This window comes from Mesorhizobium sp. B2-3-5, from assembly GCF_006442395.1.
Lineage (GTDB): Bacteria > Pseudomonadota > Alphaproteobacteria > Rhizobiales > Rhizobiaceae > Mesorhizobium.
On the sequence record NZ_VFVX01000022.1, the window covers coordinates 1 to 16,329 of the forward strand.

Here is a 16,329-nt window from a genome sequence, read left to right on the forward strand (position 1 = left end):
TGCGGCCGGCGTCGACGGCCCTCGCCTTCGCCTCGGCCATCCGCTCGAGGCTCGCATCGACCTCCTTCGGCAGGCCGAGCCCGCGCGCGAAATCGATGCCGGTGCCGCAGGGCAGCAAGCCGAGTTCGGTCTTCCGCCCGCCCTCCTCGCCGGCCTGCAGCAGCCCGTCTGCCACTTCGCTCGCCGTGCCGTCGCCGCCGGCCGCGATCACCAGGTCGAAACCGTTTGCCGCCAGATCGATCGCCAGCCGCTCGGCGTCCCCCTCGGCCTGCGTCTCGCGCATCTCGAAATCGCCAAAGTGCTTCTTCAGCGAAGCGGTGACCTCAGGCCAATACCGTTTCAGCCGGCCGCCGCCGGCAATCGGATTGAGAACCACCCCAACTTTCAATGCGCATCCTCCCCGCGCCGAGCTGTGCTCGATCCTTTGCCGGCATTGAAGCCCGCGCCCATTGGCGGAGCAAGAGGGACCTTCGATCGGAGCATTAAAAAGTAGGGGCAGGCTGTCTAAAGCAGTCAGGGCCGAAATTCCGGGCCCAGTGGCAAACGCTCCCCGATAATCCCACTATCCACAGGCCCGGGCCCATTCCTCAGAACCCTTACCCGGCGTAAGTTCAACCCATCTCAGGCGGCTACCGATCATCGAGCCGAAAGGCGAAAGTGAAAGGCGGATTTCCTGAGGCCCGTACGGCCCGGATCGAGAACAGGCTTGCCTGTGCGAGGGACGGAAGCCGAGATCTACGGGGCCGCGGAAAGCGTGCCAACGCCGACGGCGGACCGATGCTGCCATGAAGGACGGCAAAAACCTTCGATGGCACTCAGGGCAAAGCCCGCAAGGGCCAAGGCCAGCGTGGTCTGGAACGGATGCTGCCCCTGGGCGGCTTCTGGCAGGACCGTCAAAATCAAGGCCGGCATGGCGCGACGACTGTACGGAAGTTGCTGCCGCGACCGTGTCCTGATCTGACAGGGAGGCGCTGGGAATCCCGGCGCCGACTGTCTTTTGCCTATCCCCACAATTTTAACAGTGTTTCCGGTTGGGGCTGCAACCGACGCCAAAAATCGGCTAACCTTCCGTGTCGGTTGAAGGGGGATACTTCATGACGCTGATCCAGAAGCTTGCCGTTGCCTACGCCTTTCTGTTCTTCGGCGTCGTCGCCATTGGCTACATACCCGCATTCAATGATGCCAACGGCAATCTGTTCGGTCTGTTCTCACTGCAATGGTACGACGACCTGCTGCACGCCTTCTCCGGCGCCTGGGCGCTGGCCGCTGCCTTCATCTCGCACCGCCAGGCGGTGTTCTATTTCAAGCTGTTCGGCTCGGTCTACCTGTTCGACGGTGTGCTCGGGTTGATCACAGGTTCCGGCTGCCTCGATGCTGGCATCTTCATCAACGGCTTCCGTTCCCTCAACGACATCGAATTCCCCGTCCGCTTCTTCGCCAACCTGCCGCACATCGTCATCGGCGGCTTCGCCGTCTATGTCGGCTTCCGGCTGTCGAAGCGCATACACGACCACTTCGCCACGGCCTGACCGGCCATGGTCCTGTTCCGCTGGCTGAAGCGCCTCGTCAAGACGATCCTCTGGCTGATCGTCATCGTCATCCTGATCCCGATCGCCGGGCTGGCCTATGGCTTCCTGACCACCCCGGCGCTCGACAAGTCGCCTTTGCCCGGCATCGCCGATGGCGCGCCGCCCAAGGCGCTGGCCGAAAAGGTGCGCGCCGAAATCCCCGGCTACCAGCGGCCGGAGGAATCGACTTTCCTCACCTATCCGGAATGGGCGATCGTCTACGCAGCGCGCGAATATGCCGGCTTCGTCGCCAAGGATCAGCCGAGCGGCTTTCCCTATTGGTCCTATGTCGGCCGCTTCTGGCAGGACTACGCCACGGTGATCCGCGCGAGTTCCGCCTACAAGTTCAACTATGCCAACCACCAGATGCTGGTCATCATCGGCACCAGCCACTCGATCGAGCATATCCTCCAGTGGGCCTATGAGAACACCGTCGGCCGCGTCACCGAGGCGACGTCGGCCAAGCGCACCGCCGCCGACATCTACCAGGCCAAGGTGGCGGCGGACTACGCAGCCTTCCTCGACCAGGTGCCGTGGTACCAGTTCCCCTATGCCGAAAAGCGCGCCGGCCTGTTTGCCGTGCAGCCGGCGCCTGGCGACAGCTCCATCCGCACCAGCGAACGCAAGCTTGCCTTCGGTCTCGCCGATACCATCAAGCAGGGCTATGCCGACCTGATCAAGCAGGCGCTTGCCGCCACCGCCGATCCGGCCTTCCTCGACGTCCACGTCTGGGCCAGGGGTCCGGTCGGCGAAGCCACCCGCAACGAGCCCGACACTTTGCTCGAACGCGACATGGGCGCTGACGGCACCATCTTCGTCACCAAGCGCTACCAGGTGTTCACCGACATGATTCCGCGCCTGATCGACAAGGGTGTCTCCTTCGTCGAGATCGGCGGCAATGACGAGATCATGGTGACAGTGCTTTCCACGGACTCGATCGCCGTTCCCGAAGGCATGCGCATCCTGTTCAGCTATCCGCTCCCGGCGGATCCCTCGACACGCCGCACCGGCATGGTCGTGGCCGTGCGCAAGCTGCATCTGGTGCTGCCGGCGCTGATGAAGGCCGGCGCCAGGCTCGAACACGTCTACGACTACTGAGCGGTGATATTTTCAGAACATTTCTGCAAGGTTGCTTCCGTGAGAGTTTCGATGGTGCAGTCTGGATCGATTGAATTGATGGAGATGATAGCAAAATTTAGCTGCTCAGCGGCGGTGTTGTCATTGTGATTGACAATGATAACCTTGGATGGCGGGTGGAGAGCTACATCGCATTTGTAAGTACCAGTGGTGCTGATCTGAACATCGGTCGGCGGACCTTTATGGAATTCGATAAATCGCCGTTTGTAGCTGACAATCGTGGACTTTGCAGCCTCGACGATTGTTGGACTAATGGCATCGAAAGCCAACAGACGTTGTGAATCGCTAACGTTTTTGCAAATCAGATTTGGTCGGAGCGACGTGGTTACCTCTCCAGTATTCGTCGCCGAGATCTGCAAGGTATAATCGCCAAAATAAGCGCCTCCTTTTTTCACCTGTCCGGTTATGTACGATCCAGCAACCGAAAGATTAGGTGATCCAGGGAAAAACAGCAGCTTTATCTCAGGTCCGACAGCGCCCAACACAGACACGAACGCAATTATCAGCGAGAAGGTGAGCGTCGATATGTTAAAATACTTTCTCCAACCTTGCCAATTTTTACATTCATTGCAAAATATTTGTCCATCGGCGAGATCGCTTTGGCAAGCCCAACACTTCGAAGGCATTGAAAATCCTCTTGATGAAAAACTATACTATCATGAATTATTTCCGCCTCAAATCAGATAGGCTGGGGATTTTGAACCGGTGCGCCCTGGGATTTTGCCGAGACGAGTGCTGCCTCCGGCCTGACAAATCAGCCAAGGCGAGGCCTGTCACATTTGGCATCGGCGGAGCATTTTCAACCCGGTCAAACTCATTCCGCGATCGAGGCCAAAATCCCGCCTTGATCGCGCGCGATGGAGGATCGCATGCCGCCTGGAACGCGGCATGCACCTGACTGGGCTGCCGGGGGGCATCTCGAAGGGACAAGACCTTGATCAAGACCGCCCTTGTCGCCATGACCATTGTGGGCTGCGACTGCGACGCCAAGCTTTGCGAATATATTGGCGAGACGCCGGCCAAATGGTCGACCATCGCCGAGTGCGAAGCCGCGATGAAGAGCCAGATCCTGCGCCAGCATAATTTCAATTATCCCCTGGTGTCCGGCATCTGCCGCACCAAGGGCTCGGCGTCCTCCTCGCAACTGGCCGCTACGGCGTCCCGCCCGGAACTGAAGCCCGCCAACCGGACCGTTGCGCCCGAACGGCCGCTGCCGCCGGAGCTGAGCCACCGGCCAAGCGTCCCGGTCGGCTCGCCGACGACGGCCATGGACGCGGCCGCCGCCCGGCCCGTCGCCTATGAACAGGTGGTCGATGGTGGAACCGGCACGCTCTATCGCACCAAGAATGGCTACGCCGTGGTCAAGACAGATCTTGGCCGCGCCGCTTCGGCGACCGCCGACGCGGCAAAGCGCTCGGTGAACTGGTTGGCCGGCCTGGTGCCGACGGGGCTGTAGCCAACAAGGATCCAAAGCACGTTTCAGCGCGACGTGCGTCAGCACCTACATCTTCACCTTCAGACTCTCCCAGAACTTGTCGATCAGCGGCTTTTCGGTGGCCGCGTCCTCGCCGGCGACGCGTGTGATGAACAGCAGGCCCTGATCGGCAAGGCCGAAGCCGACGATCTCGAAATAGGCGGTATCCGTGCGCGTCTTCACCTCGGCGCGGATGCCGGTCAATTCCTTGCCGTCGGCGAGCTTGCGCGTCGTCGGCTGCTGTGTCAGTTCGGCACCCGCCTGCACCGATTCCTTGGTCATCTCCTGCAGCATGAGCTGGTTGAGCGACACCGGATTCATCTTGCCGTATTCCTGCACCACGACGATCGTGCCCAGCGCCGAGGCCATCAGATACTGTGTGATGTTTTCGCCGAGATCGGTCTTGGTCACCGAAATGTCGCTCGGATGGACGAAGGAGAAACTGCCGCCCGAAAAGGTGGCGAAGTCGTTGCGCTCGAGCGTCACCTTGCTCTTTTTGCCGCCAGGCAGCGTCACATCGGCGGTTTCGCCGGGATCGATGTCGACCGTCACGCCATCGATGGTCAACCTGAAGGCCTTGAGGTCCTCGGCTCCGGCCGGTTCAGCGCACAGCGCGATGAGAATGAGGGCTGCCGCTGATACCATCCGCATGGTTGTTCTCCTGCCTACGACACCACCCTGCTCAGCGCCTTGATGGCACGGTAGAAGGTCGAGGAAAACAGTTCCGTCGGGTCATATTGCCGTTTTGCCGCCAGGAAGGCCGGCAGTTCGGGATAGGATGCCAGCAATTCCCTGGCCGTATAATGCAGCTGGTAGGGCAGGAAGAAGCGCCCGCCATGCTTGATCGTCACGTCGATCAGCGCCCGCGTCAGCGCCCGCATCTTGGCGTTGCCGTCGGCGTCGGTCGCCTGATTGATGTAGAGCACCAGCGAATAGGCCGGCTCGGACGCGTAGGTCAGCGCCACATCCTCCTTGTGGACGACGCGGACCGAGGCGTTGAGCACCGGCAGCGGCTGGTCGCGCAGGATTTCGCGGGCTTCGGCGATGAACTCGACATAGGCAGCGCGCGGAATAAAATATTCGTGCAGGATGTCGGTCTCATCAGCCAGATCGTTGAACAGATACGGCACCGAATCATGCATCGGATTGTTACGGGTGACGAGGCAGGCCTCGCCTTCCGCCATGGCCGAGGTGCGCGCTACGGTGCAGCTCTCGAATCTAGGCTCCAGCGTCTTCTCGGTGAACCATTTCAGCTCCTGGAATGCGCTGCCCCATTTTGCCAGATTCATGATCACCCGCTTCAGGCCTACCCCTTCCGGTTCGCCAAGCGCCGGCTGATCGGTCGGTGGCTGCTCTGCCACCTTGTCGTAGCGATAGACGATCATGTCCTCGAGGAAATTGCCCGGTGCCGTGGACAGATGGCCGTAGAACAGGCCGATGTCTCTGTTCGGCTCCAGCACCTCGGCAAAGAACTTCGGAAAATCGTCGGATTTGATGATTTGCCGGGAGGTCCGGTAGACGGCATTGTCGACGATATCGAGCGTCGCCTCCAGCACCACGCCGAACAATCCGTAGCCGCCGACGACATGACGGAACAGGTCAATGTTCTCCGTTGGCGAACATATGGTCACCGAACCGTCGGCCAGCATCACGCGCATCGACCGGATAGAGCGCGCCACCGAGCCCGCCTGATGGTCCATGCCATGCGCGTTGACCGACAGCGAGCCGCCGACGGAGAAGATGTCGGTCGACTGCATCGCCTTCACCGCGAAGCGCGGATGCAGCATGTTCTGGATATCGTGCCAGCGCGCGCCCGGCTGGACCGTCATGGTCCTGGCCGCCGCATCGATGCTGACCTTGTCGAACTTTCGCAGGTCGAGCACCAGTGCGTTGTCGTCGAAGGCATGTCCGCCCATGGAGTGGCGAATTGCGGCCAGAGAGACCTTCAATCCATTAGCGCGCGCGAAGGCCAGCGCCTTGGCGACATGGCCTTCCTCACTCACCTCGACGACGCCATAGACCGGCGTCCTCGACAGGCCGCTGGCGTCGTTGATGTCGCCGCCCTTGGCCGACCAGGGCAGCGAAGGATCGAAGACGGGGGTATTCTCCAGCGGCTTCAGCGGCAGGGCGATGCCGTCGATATCGGCGATGCGCCCGGCGTTCTTCAGCCCCGAGGGCCCGCGCGCCAGCCGCGCCATCGTGGTGCCGCCCCAAAGCACCGCGCCGCCGACCACCGCGGCACCGAGCAGCAAGCGCCGCGACAAGCGAAACCCCTTCTGTTCCTCGGCCATGCAGATTCCCCCGTTGGCCAAGGGATAGCGCGGCTCTTTGGTAAAAACCATAGCGGCGCTGCCGGAACGGCGTTTCGCCGTCCTGATCGCCTGATGGTGAGTGACCAAGAATATGAAATGGCCGATCCCCTGGGGAATCGGCCAGCATTGGAGCAGGGTCTGAAAGATAAGGTCAGCAGGTCTGCCGACGCATGACGTTCACGTCTAAGAAGCCTTCTTGATCGACGTCACCATGCCGGTCTTGTCGTCGACGGTCACCGCCACCTTGGCGCCGACCTTCAATTTGCCGACGGTCGCCTCCGGCGACAACTGGTAGATCTTGCCGTCGTCGAGGGTGATCGACTTGGTCGTCGGATCGACGGCCTGGATGGTGCCCTGAACGGTCGCGGCATAGGCCGTGCCGAGGAAGGCGAGCAGAGCGGCGGTGGTTGCGAGGGTCTTCTTCATCGATAGCACTCCGTGCTGTTTCGGTTTCGTCCGGCTGTTTGAGGGCCGCCGCCTTGGGGAACGACGGCACCGAACGAGCCGAGACTGGAACGGAAGACCTGCTTCTCGCAAATCACATTGAGTGAATTTTAGCAAAGGAAATCATAAGCTTAATTCTGACACATTGCTTCCGGCCGACGTGGTTTCCCGATGTTTCGGCCTTCCCAATGAGCCCACTTCTTTCCACGAAAAGAGTCGGTTAGCCAATTGTGGCTGGCGGGTTGCAGGCATCACGCAGCCGCCGCAATCCGTCTGGTGCAGGATCACGAAACTGTCTGGCGGCGTCCCACAAGGTCAAATTTTGTTTCATGGGATCAGCTCGAATGTCCCTTGAGCGGATGAGGCTCGCGTCCCGGTTGCAAACCCGAAATGGATGCGGGATGGTGGCGGCAACTATGGTGAGGGCCCTCGATGAAACGCGTAGTCCGGACCATGATATCCCTGATGCTGGCGTTTGCTCCGGGATTGGCCGGCGCACAAGGCGCGGACCCGGGCGACGACAAAACGGTCATCTTTGCTCCGGGCGATCCGGACATGAGTGCGGCCACCGCGCGGGCGCTCGCCAGGCTCGATGAATTCCTGGCCTTGGCGGAAGCGCCTCCCTCCGGCACGGATAGGTTCAAATTGAAGGTCCAGGTGCGCGACGGCAACGTCACCGAGCACTTCTGGGTCATACCGTTTCGCCGCACCGAGGCGGGTTTTGTCGGCATATTGGCGAACCAGCCGGAGCACGTGCACAATGTGGTGCTCGGCCAGAACATCGAGTTCACGCGGGACGATATTTCCGACTGGGGATACACCAGGAATGGCCGCCAGGTCGGCAGCTTCACCGTCTGCGTGATGTTCAAGAAGATGTCCAAGGAAGAGGTCGACTATATGCGCGGCAAATACGGATTCGACTGCTGAGCCGCCCAGCTTCCGTCTTGACGCGCATCATAGTGCCGAACTGGGTAACCGCATTCATCAAGGCTGCGGAGGATGCAGTCTCGACGCGTGGCGAAGAGATTCAGACGCGTGGCGAAGAGATTCAAGGGTGCCTCGCACCTGTCGTGCGCCGCGAGGCCGCGCCTTTCAGGCAAACGCTGGCGCCGACCCACCTGGGCGATAGGCAAATAGCCCGGCCTTCAGTTGCAGCACTATGGAAAGACCGCCCTCAACCGCCCCTCGACCTTTCCCCTCATCGCACCTGCCAACGCCTCGACCGGCACCAGCCGTTCATGATCTCCGTCCCGCAGCCGCACAAAGGGATGCAGCCGGTAGGATGCAATGGCACCACGCGTCCCTTCATCCGCGCTGACGTCGACGGCGAAAATCCCGCCAACGCGACCCGGCCAGGGTTGGCGGGCGAAAGCGGTGCCGAGGAAATCACCGAGCCCATAGGCGACGACCGTCCCGCCGATCCGCTGCACCGGCTGAACCACATGGGCGTGATGGCCGGCGATCACCCCGACGCCCTGCCCGGCCAGGCGTCTGGCCAATGCCCGCGTCGCGGAGCGCGGAAAATGCCGGAACTCCCAGTCCCAATGCGGGATCGCGCAGAGAAGGTCGAGACGATCGCGTGGCCAGCCCGTCGGGTCGCTGTCCATCGACACGCGCCCGGCAAACAGGCGCTCGTCGGCATTGCGCCACAGCGTGAAGGCGGCGAAGCCGACACTCAACGGTCCGGCTTTGACAGCCTGCACCAGGCCGTCGGCGGCCAGGCCAATGGTGCGGATGCCGAGCCGCTTCAGCGCCGCCACCGTCTCGTCGAAACCGGCGACGCCCTGGTCGAGGACATGATTGTTGGCCAGCGACAGCACGAGCTTTTCACGCGCGATACCGGCCGCCGCCAGCGCCTCGGCCAGAAACCGTTCGCTCATGGCATGATGCGTGCCGAGCTTTGTCCCCAGCACGGCACTCGGCCTGTCCACGACCGGGCTTTCGCAATTGCCGATCACCAGATCGGCGGCGCCAAGCAGCGCCTTGATCGCCGGATCGCAGTCCGGCGCGCTGCCGTTGGCCACCGCCGAGATGTCGCCGATGAAGGCAAGCCGCACCGTCCGCTCCGGCGGCGGCTCCATCAACGTCCCCGCCATCGGCGCAAACCCGCTGGCATCGCCGCCGAGCGACGGTTTCAGGAATCGCGGCAGCCAGGACAGCTTGTAGGAGAGCGGATAGTTCGACACGCAATGCCCAATCGTTTGCCTTGTTTAGACTTTCCAGCGGGCGGGTTGAAGCCGTCGACGCTCAACGATGTGGACAGCGCGGCGGCCCTGACAGGCGCGGCATCGCAAATTTGTGTATGGTCGCGCCGGACGACATCGCTTGGGAGGGAAAGATGATACGAATAGCGAGCCTGCTGGCGTCCGCCTTCATTGTCATTGTGCCCCTGTCTTCCGCCGGCGCCCCCATGCCCGAAGCGGCAACCGCGCTTTTCCAGGCGAAGACCGTGGCCGCGCGCGACAGCGCCCTGTCGACGCTGGAGGCGGCCGCGCCGAAGGATCCCGCATCGGCCTATGCCGCCGGCGCCGGCGAGTTCTTCACCGCGCTGGAGTTGCTGGCCAGCGGCCTGCACCGCCATGGCTTCGAGAGCCCGCGATCCTTCATGCTGCCGCTGATGCAATTGCCAGTACCAGAAAATCCCAACCCCGAGCCGCTCACCTATGAGCAGTTCCGCGCCATCCTGGTCGCCTTCCGCGATCGGCTGGAGAAATCCGCCACCACGCTTGGTTCGGTGCCGGCCGATGCCGATATCGGCATGGTCATCGACCTCACCCATGTCGGCATCGACCTCAATGAGGACGGCACGATCGCGCCCGACGAAAGCATGGCGGCCATCATGGCCGCGCTGTCGCGCGGCAGCATCTCGCAGGGCGACGCCACGCCCGCGCTCACCTTCCGCTTCGATCGTGCGGACGGTTACTGGCTGCAAGGCTATGCCGAGTTCCTGATGGCGCAGGCCGATTTCTGGCTGGCGCATGATTTCAGGAGCATGTTCGACGGCTCCTTCCACATGCTGTTCCCACTTGCCAAACTGCCGTTGCAGGACATTCTCGTGCCGCCGCCGAGCGACGTGGGCAGCAACATCTTCTCCTCGGAATGGCGCATCGCCGATTTCATTTCGATGGTGCATCTCATCAACTGGCCAGTGGTCGAGCCGGAGCGCCGCAAGGCGGCGCGCCGCGAACTGCTCGAAATGATCCGGCTGTCGCGCGAGGACTGGAAGGCGATCCGCGCCGAGACAGACAATGACCGCGAATGGCTGCCCGGCCCGCGGCAGAAGGGCGAGAACCCGCTCACCGGTCTCGAAGTCGGCGAGGAACAGGTGCAGGCCTGGCTCGCCACCTTGACCATGGCCGAGGATCTGCTCGAAGGGCGTGTGCTGCTGCCGCATTTCCGCATCACCGGCAAGGGCATCAACATGAAGCGCTTCTTCGACGAGCCCAAGCCTTTCGACCTCGTTTTGTCGATCACCGGCCCCGGCATCGCGCCCTACCTCGAAAGCGGCAAGATCCTGACCAGCGAGGATTTCGATCAGATCCAGCGCGAGTTCGGCGGCGGCGGCTTTTTGACCTTCGCCCTCTGGTTCAACTGAGGCTTGACTTCCTGCGCAGTTGGCGCGCCATTGCCCCGCCGCACCTGCGGGCACGCAGCACAAGGAAGGCAGCAGCCTTGAGCCTGCCGGCCCGAAAATCGTGGCAACATGGCAACAGTTTTGCGGGGATGCCGAGGCGTTTTCAGCGAGCAGGCGGACGGCGGATGGCGTGCCCGATTGCCGCAGGCACAGCCGAACCGCCTTACCACAAACATTAGCAAAGCCTGTTTTGCTTGACTTGGCCGGCAAAAACAGGCAGCAAAACACCCTTGGAAGGGCTGCAATACCGCGTGCATGATCGTGGACGAGCCTTTTTCGGCACAAAGTCCACGTCTCTCTGTTGGTTTTGAGAGGGATTGGTTAACCAACTTTGTCCATATTTTGAAGCAATCGGCAACTAACGACAGGCGCGGCAAACGCGTCGGGGACCACCTGGGATCACTCACAGAATGGTCGTCGCGGCTATCACAGCCGCGGACGTGGGAGCCGATTGGAGCAAGATTGGTTGCATGGCGTTCTTGAGTAAGAAAATCGTCGGGGACAAGCGTTGGGACGGCGAGACCGCCGGTGACGCGCCACGTGCCTCATCCTTCAACCCTGAACGGATCGTCCGCTGGGTGGCGGTGCCCGGCGTCGGTGCCGCCGTAGGCCTGTGGCTGGTCGGCACGATGGCGGGCCTCAGCTCAATCGGCGCCTCGCTGTCCTCGGCATCGAGCGGCCTGCCGCAGACGCTGTCCATGTCGCGCACGCTCGCCCTCGCCGATCCGCTGAAACAACATTTCCTCAGTTCTTCGGCCTTCGTGCTGGCCAACGCCCATGGCGGCGTGCAAGCCCTGCATGACCATGCCGTGCAATGCGGCGCCGGCTGCTTCAAGCTCGCCGCGGTGAGCCCTCGGGCGGAGAAATCCACGCGCCTTGTGGCACAGGCAAAGCCGGTTGCTGCTGTCGCCCCGCCGACCGTCAAGTCGAAGTCGCAGGAGCGTTTCGAACGCATGGAAGCGTCGCTGTCGCCGTCCAGGCTCGCTGCGGCCTTCGCCGGCGCGGGGAAGCCGGCTGCCGCCCCCAACGCCCGTCCCGTGATTTCCAGCGCCACGCCGCAAATCACCGAGGCATCGCTGGTGCCGTCCGTCCAGGTGGCCAGCCTGTCGGATGACATGCCGGCACCGGCGGCGGAGCGCTTCGCCCGTCTCGATACGGGTTCCGTTGTCGTACAGACCGCGCCGGCGCCGATGGGTTTCGCCCAGTCGGATACACCTGACAACGCGCAGTTGGCGCTTGCCCTCGTCCAGTCGATGCCGGTCGAGGACGAAGCATTCGCCTCGCCGCTGCCGATGACCGAATCCTCTGCCGACGTCGCGGTTACGCCTGTCGAGACCCAGCAGGAACAGCCCGGCGATGCCGCTTCGCTGCCGGACGCGCTCACCGACGACGTGCCGCTGCCGACCCGTCGCCCGCAATACGACGCGCCGGAGCCCAAGGCCGTGGAGCAGGATAAGCCGGCTCCACAGCCCAGGATCGTGGAGCAGAAGCCGGCCCCACAGCCCAGGATCGTAGAGCAAAAGCCGCTCCTGCAGGCCAAACCGGTCCAGCAGGCCAGGCAGCCGGCCCGGCAAGGGCGGGCTGGTGACGGCGGCGACGCGTTGGCCTATGCCAAGCCCGACACACCTTCGGGCGGCCTTGGCCAGGCGTTCAGGAACCTGTTCAGCGGGCCGAGCGCCGGAAGCGGAGCCGGCCACGGCGTAGCCGTCTATGACATCTCGGCCAAGACCGTCTACATGCCGGATGGCCAGCGGCTCGAGGCGCATTCAGGCCTCGGCGCCATGGTCGACCAGCCGCGCTATGTTCACGTGAAGGATCGTGGTCCGACGCCGCCCAATACCTATAATCTGTCGCTGCGCGAATCCCGCTTCCATGGCGTCGAGGCCCTCCGCCTGACACCAGTGGGCGGCGGCAACAAATACAACCGTAACGGCCTGCTCGCCCACACCTACATGCTGCGCGGCGGCCGCGCCGAGTCCAACGGCTGCGTCGTCTTCAGGGACTATGCGCGCTTCCTCGCCGCCTTCAAGAAGGGCAAGGTCACACGACTCGTCGTAGTGCCGCGCTTAAGCGGATCGCCGACCCAGGTGGCGTCGGACAACGCACGCGGTGCCTGAAGACTGAAAGGCGCCGCCAGGGAGTTGCCTCCTCCTGACAGCCTGCTGTCAGGAGCCGGAGCAGGCGCAGCGCCTCGCTGCATCCCGCTCTTTCCATTTTCGCCAGGAAATCCCATATTCGGGACATGGCCAAATCCCCCGACAAAAGAACGCCGCCGACGGCGAATGACGACCGCGCCGCGCCGAAGCGGCGCAGCCCGCTGACCGATTTCCTCGACGCTTCGGAGCCACTGCACAAGGGCGGCTTCGCCGAGATGCCGCAACCCGAACTGTCCGGCACGCCGCTGACCGGTTCGATCTCCGATTGGGCCGAGCAGATCGAGCGGGAGGCCGAGCGCGAAGGGCGCCACCTGATCTCCCCCCTTGAGGGGGAGATGTCGCCGAAGGCGACAGAGGGGGTCGCCGGAGGAAGCGCTCGACATAGAAAGGCGCCGAATCCGGTCGAACCGACCCCACCCGGCGGCTCCGCCGCCACCCTCCCCTCAAGGGGGAGGGATAGCGCCAAGTCGAAGAAGATTCCCGAGCGCTCCGCCGCGCCGGGCCGAACCGCACGCGGCACCTCGATGGGTGGCGCGGCCACCGCCCGTGAACGCGCGGCAGTCGGCCTCAATCCGGTAGCCGGCCTCGATATCTCGCTGGAAGAGGCCGAGACGATGACCTCCAGTGGCGTCACCGCCACGGTGGCCGCGCTGTCGGCGCTGATCGAATCTGGTAATCCGCTGCACAAGGACGGCGTGCTGTGGACGCCGCATCGCCCTGCCCGCCCGGAAAAATCGGAAGGCGGCATCGCCATTAAAATGGTGTCGGACTTCGAACCGGCCGGCGACCAGCCGACGGCCATCAAGGACCTGGTCGAAGGCGTTGACAACAATGATCGTACGCAGGTGCTGCTCGGCGTCACCGGCTCCGGCAAGACCTTCACCATGGCCAAGGTGATCGAGGAGACGCAGCGCCCTGCCCTGATCCTGGCGCCCAACAAGACGCTGGCCGCACAGCTCTATTCCGAGTTCAAGAAGTTCTTCCCCGACAATGCGGTCGAGTATTTCGTCTCCTACTACGACTATTACCAGCCGGAAGCCTACGTCCCGCGCACCGACACCTTCATAGAGAAGGAATCCTCGATCAACGAGCAGATCGACCGCATGCGCCACTCGGCGACGCGTTCGCTGCTCGAGCGCGACGACGTCATCATCGTCGCCTCGGTGTCCTGCATCTACGGTATCGGCTCGGTCGAGACCTATACGGCGATGACCTTCCAGATGCAGATCGGCGACCGGCTCGACCAGCGCGCCCTGCTCGCCGATCTCGTCGCCCAGCAATACAAGCGGCAGGACATCAATTTCGTGCGCGGCTCGTTCCGCGTGCGCGGCGACACGATCGAGATCTTCCCCGCCCACCTTGAGGACCGCGCCTGGCGCATCTCGATGTTCGGCGACGAGATCGAGGCAATCACCGAGTTCGATCCGCTGACCGGCCAGAAGACCGGCGAGCTGAAAAGCGTCAAAATCTACGCCAACTCGCACTATGTGACGCCGCGCCCGACGCTGAACCAGGCGATCAAGTCGATCAAGGAAGAGCTCAAGCTGCGGCTGGTCGAACTCGAACGCGCCGGCCGCCTGCTGGAGGCGCAGCGGCTGGAGCAGCGCACCCGCTTCGACCTGGAGATGCTGGAAGCGACCGGCTCCTGCGCCGGCATCGAAAACTATTCGCGCTATCTCACCGGCCGGCAGCCGGGCGATCCGCCGCCGACGCTGTTCGAGTACATTCCAGACAATGCGCTGGTCTTCATCGATGAAAGCCACGTCACCGTGCCGCAGATCGGCGGCATGTATCGCGGCGACTTCCGCCGCAAGGCGACGCTGGCCGAATATGGCTTCCGCCTGCCGTCCTGCATGGACAACCGGCCGCTGCGTTTCGAGGAATGGGACGCCATGCGCCCGCTCTCCGTCGCCGTGTCGGCGACGCCCGGCGGCTGGGAAATGGAGCAGGCCGGCGGCGTCTTCGCCGAACAGGTCATCCGCCCGACCGGGCTGATCGATCCGCCGGTCGAGGTGCGTCCGGCCAAGAGCCAGGTCGACGATGTCGTCGGTGAGATCCATGAGACCACCAAGGCCGGCTATCGCACGCTGGTAACGGTGCTGACCAAGCGCATGGCCGAGGACTTGACCGAATATCTGCACGAGCAAGGCGTGCGCGTGCGCTACATGCACTCCGACATCGACACGCTGGAGCGCATCGAGATCCTGCGCGACCTGCGCCTCGGCGCTTTCGACGTGCTGGTCGGCATCAACCTTCTGCGTGAGGGCCTCGACATTCCCGAATGCGGCTTCGTCGCCATTCTCGACGCCGACAAGGAAGGTTTTCTGCGCTCGGAGACCTCGCTGATCCAGACCATCGGCCGCGCCGCCCGCAATGTCGACGGCAAGGTCATCCTCTACGCCGACCAGGTCACCGGCTCGATGGAACGGGCGATGGCCGAGACCAACCGCCGCCGTGAAAAGCAGATGGAGTGGAACGCCGCCAACGGCATCACGCCGGAATCGGTGAAGTCGCGGATCTCGGACATCCTGGACTCGGTCTACGAAAAGGACCACGTCCGCGCCGACATCTCGCAGTTCACCGACAGTGCCGGCGCCATGATGGGCAACAATTTCAAGGCCCATCTCGACGCGCTGGACAAGCAGATGCGCGACGCCGCCGCCAATCTCGACTTCGAGAAGGCGGCCCGCATCCGCGACGAGATCAAGCGGCTGCGCGAGATGGAACTGTCGATCTCCGACGATCCGCTGGCGCGCGAGGTGGAAGGCCAAAGTCCCGCCTCGGGCCGCGAAAAGGGCAAACACAACAAGGGCGTGGCCAAACATCGTACGGCAGAGGAACAGGAGCGTTTCCGCAAGCTTGATGAAGCACGTGCAGCCGAAGAGGCAGCCAAGGCTGCCCGGCCCAACCTCTTCCGCAAGCCCGCGCTCGACGAGATGGGCGCCGACGGCGCGGTGCCGGTGAAGAAGCCGCTATTCGCCAAGCCGTCGATCGACGACATGGGGCCTGGCACCGACATGCCGACGCCGGCGGGTGCGGTGTCACGTTCGCTGTTCAAGAAACAGTCGGCGGAGGAAGCACACGGCTCCGACTTCGGCATTCCCGGCGACACCACCAAGCCGCTGTTCAAGAAGAATTCCCTGGACGAGATGACGGTTCGGCGGACCGAGACGCCGATCGAGGGCGAGAAGCCGGTCAAGCGCGAACGCGCTGGCATCGGCTCTTATGAGGATCCCGGCGACGCCCGCCGCGAAAAACGCCGGCCAGGCAAGACAGGTCGGCCGGGACGATAGGGAGAGGGAGTTCAGGCGCGTGGCTTCTGAAAACGAGCGTCGCGCTGCCCCTCATCCGCCTGCCGGCACCTTCTCCCCGTAAACGGGGAGAAGTCGGCTGGCCGCGACCTCGCCGCCCGTCTTGCAACGCTGGCGATTGGCGAAGTATAAGTTGGCAGCGTCCTTCTCCCCGCCACTATACGGGGAGTTGAGAAGTGGTCCGCGCATCTGACGAAAAGCCAATTGCTTGGCTTTTCGAACGACGAATGCCCGGCAGGGCGATGAGGGGCAGCGCAAACGCCGGCAGTCCGGCTCGTCGTCCCGTCGGCTGG

At 63.1% G+C, this 16,329-nt stretch carries 13 protein-coding genes; 7 read left to right on the forward strand and 6 right to left on the reverse strand.

What is annotated here, in order from left to right; genetic code table 11:
* A partial coding sequence (locus tag FJ958_RS21960) for a diacylglycerol kinase family protein (protein ID WP_181176471.1) occupies positions 1 to 388 on the reverse strand: 388 nt, incomplete at its 3' end.
* Positions 389 to 1,094: 706 nt separating this feature from the next.
* Here FJ958_RS21960 and FJ958_RS21965 point away from each other — a divergent pair.
* Positions 1,095 to 1,529 carry a hypothetical protein gene (locus FJ958_RS21965; RefSeq protein WP_140745402.1) on the forward strand — a complete coding sequence of 145 codons (435 nt, stop codon included), beginning with the start codon at positions 1,095 to 1,097 and terminating at the stop codon, positions 1,527 to 1,529.
* Between the two features lie 6 nt (positions 1,530 to 1,535).
* A complete protein-coding gene (locus FJ958_RS21970; RefSeq protein ID WP_140745404.1) occupies positions 1,536 to 2,666 on the forward strand; it encodes a hypothetical protein in 1,131 nt (376 codons plus the stop codon).
* Here the strand turns inward: FJ958_RS21970 and FJ958_RS21975 are convergent.
* Complete coding sequence (locus FJ958_RS21975) at positions 2,660 to 3,331, reverse strand: hypothetical protein (protein WP_140745406.1); 672 nt, start codon at positions 3,329 to 3,331, stop codon at positions 2,660 to 2,662. The genes FJ958_RS21970 and FJ958_RS21975 overlap by 7 nt on opposite strands.
* A 308-nt stretch (positions 3,332 to 3,639) precedes the next feature.
* Between FJ958_RS21975 and FJ958_RS21980 the strand changes: the two genes are divergently transcribed.
* On the forward strand, positions 3,640 to 4,161 hold the full coding sequence (locus tag FJ958_RS21980) for a hypothetical protein (RefSeq protein WP_140692237.1): 522 nt from the start codon (positions 3,640 to 3,642) through the stop codon (positions 4,159 to 4,161).
* Positions 4,162 to 4,206: 45 nt separating this feature from the next.
* Here the strand turns inward: FJ958_RS21980 and FJ958_RS21985 are convergent, their stop codons facing one another.
* The 3 genes from FJ958_RS21985 to FJ958_RS21995 form a co-directional block, all read right to left on the reverse strand.
* On the reverse strand, positions 4,207 to 4,830 hold the full coding sequence (locus FJ958_RS21985) for a hypothetical protein (protein WP_140745408.1): 624 nt from the start codon (positions 4,828 to 4,830) through the stop codon (positions 4,207 to 4,209).
* A gap of 14 nt (positions 4,831 to 4,844) precedes the next feature.
* The gene (locus FJ958_RS21990) at positions 4,845 to 6,470 is read right to left on the reverse strand and encodes an FAD-binding oxidoreductase (RefSeq protein WP_140745410.1); all 1,626 of its coding nucleotides are present in this window, start codon (positions 6,468 to 6,470) and stop codon (positions 4,845 to 4,847) included.
* Positions 6,471 to 6,674: 204 nt separating this feature from the next.
* Positions 6,675 to 6,917 (reverse strand): DUF1344 domain-containing protein, encoded by a 243-nt coding sequence (locus FJ958_RS21995; protein WP_140745412.1) that lies wholly within the window; start codon positions 6,915 to 6,917, stop codon positions 6,675 to 6,677.
* A 450-nt stretch (positions 6,918 to 7,367) separates the two neighbouring features.
* Between FJ958_RS21995 and FJ958_RS22000 the strand changes: the two genes are divergently transcribed.
* A complete protein-coding gene (locus tag FJ958_RS22000; RefSeq protein WP_140745414.1) occupies positions 7,368 to 7,862 on the forward strand; it encodes a DUF2314 domain-containing protein in 495 nt (164 codons plus the stop codon).
* Positions 7,863 to 8,092: 230 nt separating this feature from the next.
* Here FJ958_RS22000 and FJ958_RS22005 read toward each other — a convergent pair whose 3' ends face one another.
* Positions 8,093 to 9,121, reverse strand: coding sequence for a CapA family protein (locus tag FJ958_RS22005; RefSeq protein WP_140745415.1), 1,029 nt, complete (start codon positions 9,119 to 9,121; stop codon positions 8,093 to 8,095).
* A gap of 152 nt (positions 9,122 to 9,273) precedes the next feature.
* On the opposite strand from FJ958_RS22005, the gene FJ958_RS22010 reads away from it, so the two are divergent.
* The 3 genes from FJ958_RS22010 (at position 9,274) to uvrB (ending at position 16,018) form a co-directional block, all read left to right on the forward strand.
* The gene (locus tag FJ958_RS22010; RefSeq protein WP_140745417.1) at positions 9,274 to 10,530 is read left to right on the forward strand and encodes a hypothetical protein; all 1,257 of its coding nucleotides are present in this window, start codon (positions 9,274 to 9,276) and stop codon (positions 10,528 to 10,530) included.
* 509 nt (positions 10,531 to 11,039) lie between these two features.
* Positions 11,040 to 12,686 (forward strand): DUF2778 domain-containing protein, encoded by a 1,647-nt coding sequence (locus FJ958_RS22015; protein ID WP_140745418.1) that lies wholly within the window; start codon positions 11,040 to 11,042, stop codon positions 12,684 to 12,686.
* Between the two features lie 125 nt (positions 12,687 to 12,811).
* The gene (gene uvrB, locus FJ958_RS22020; RefSeq protein ID WP_140745420.1) at positions 12,812 to 16,018 is read left to right on the forward strand and encodes an excinuclease ABC subunit UvrB; all 3,207 of its coding nucleotides are present in this window, start codon (positions 12,812 to 12,814) and stop codon (positions 16,016 to 16,018) included.
* The last annotated feature ends 311 nt before the right edge of the window (positions 16,019 to 16,329 follow it).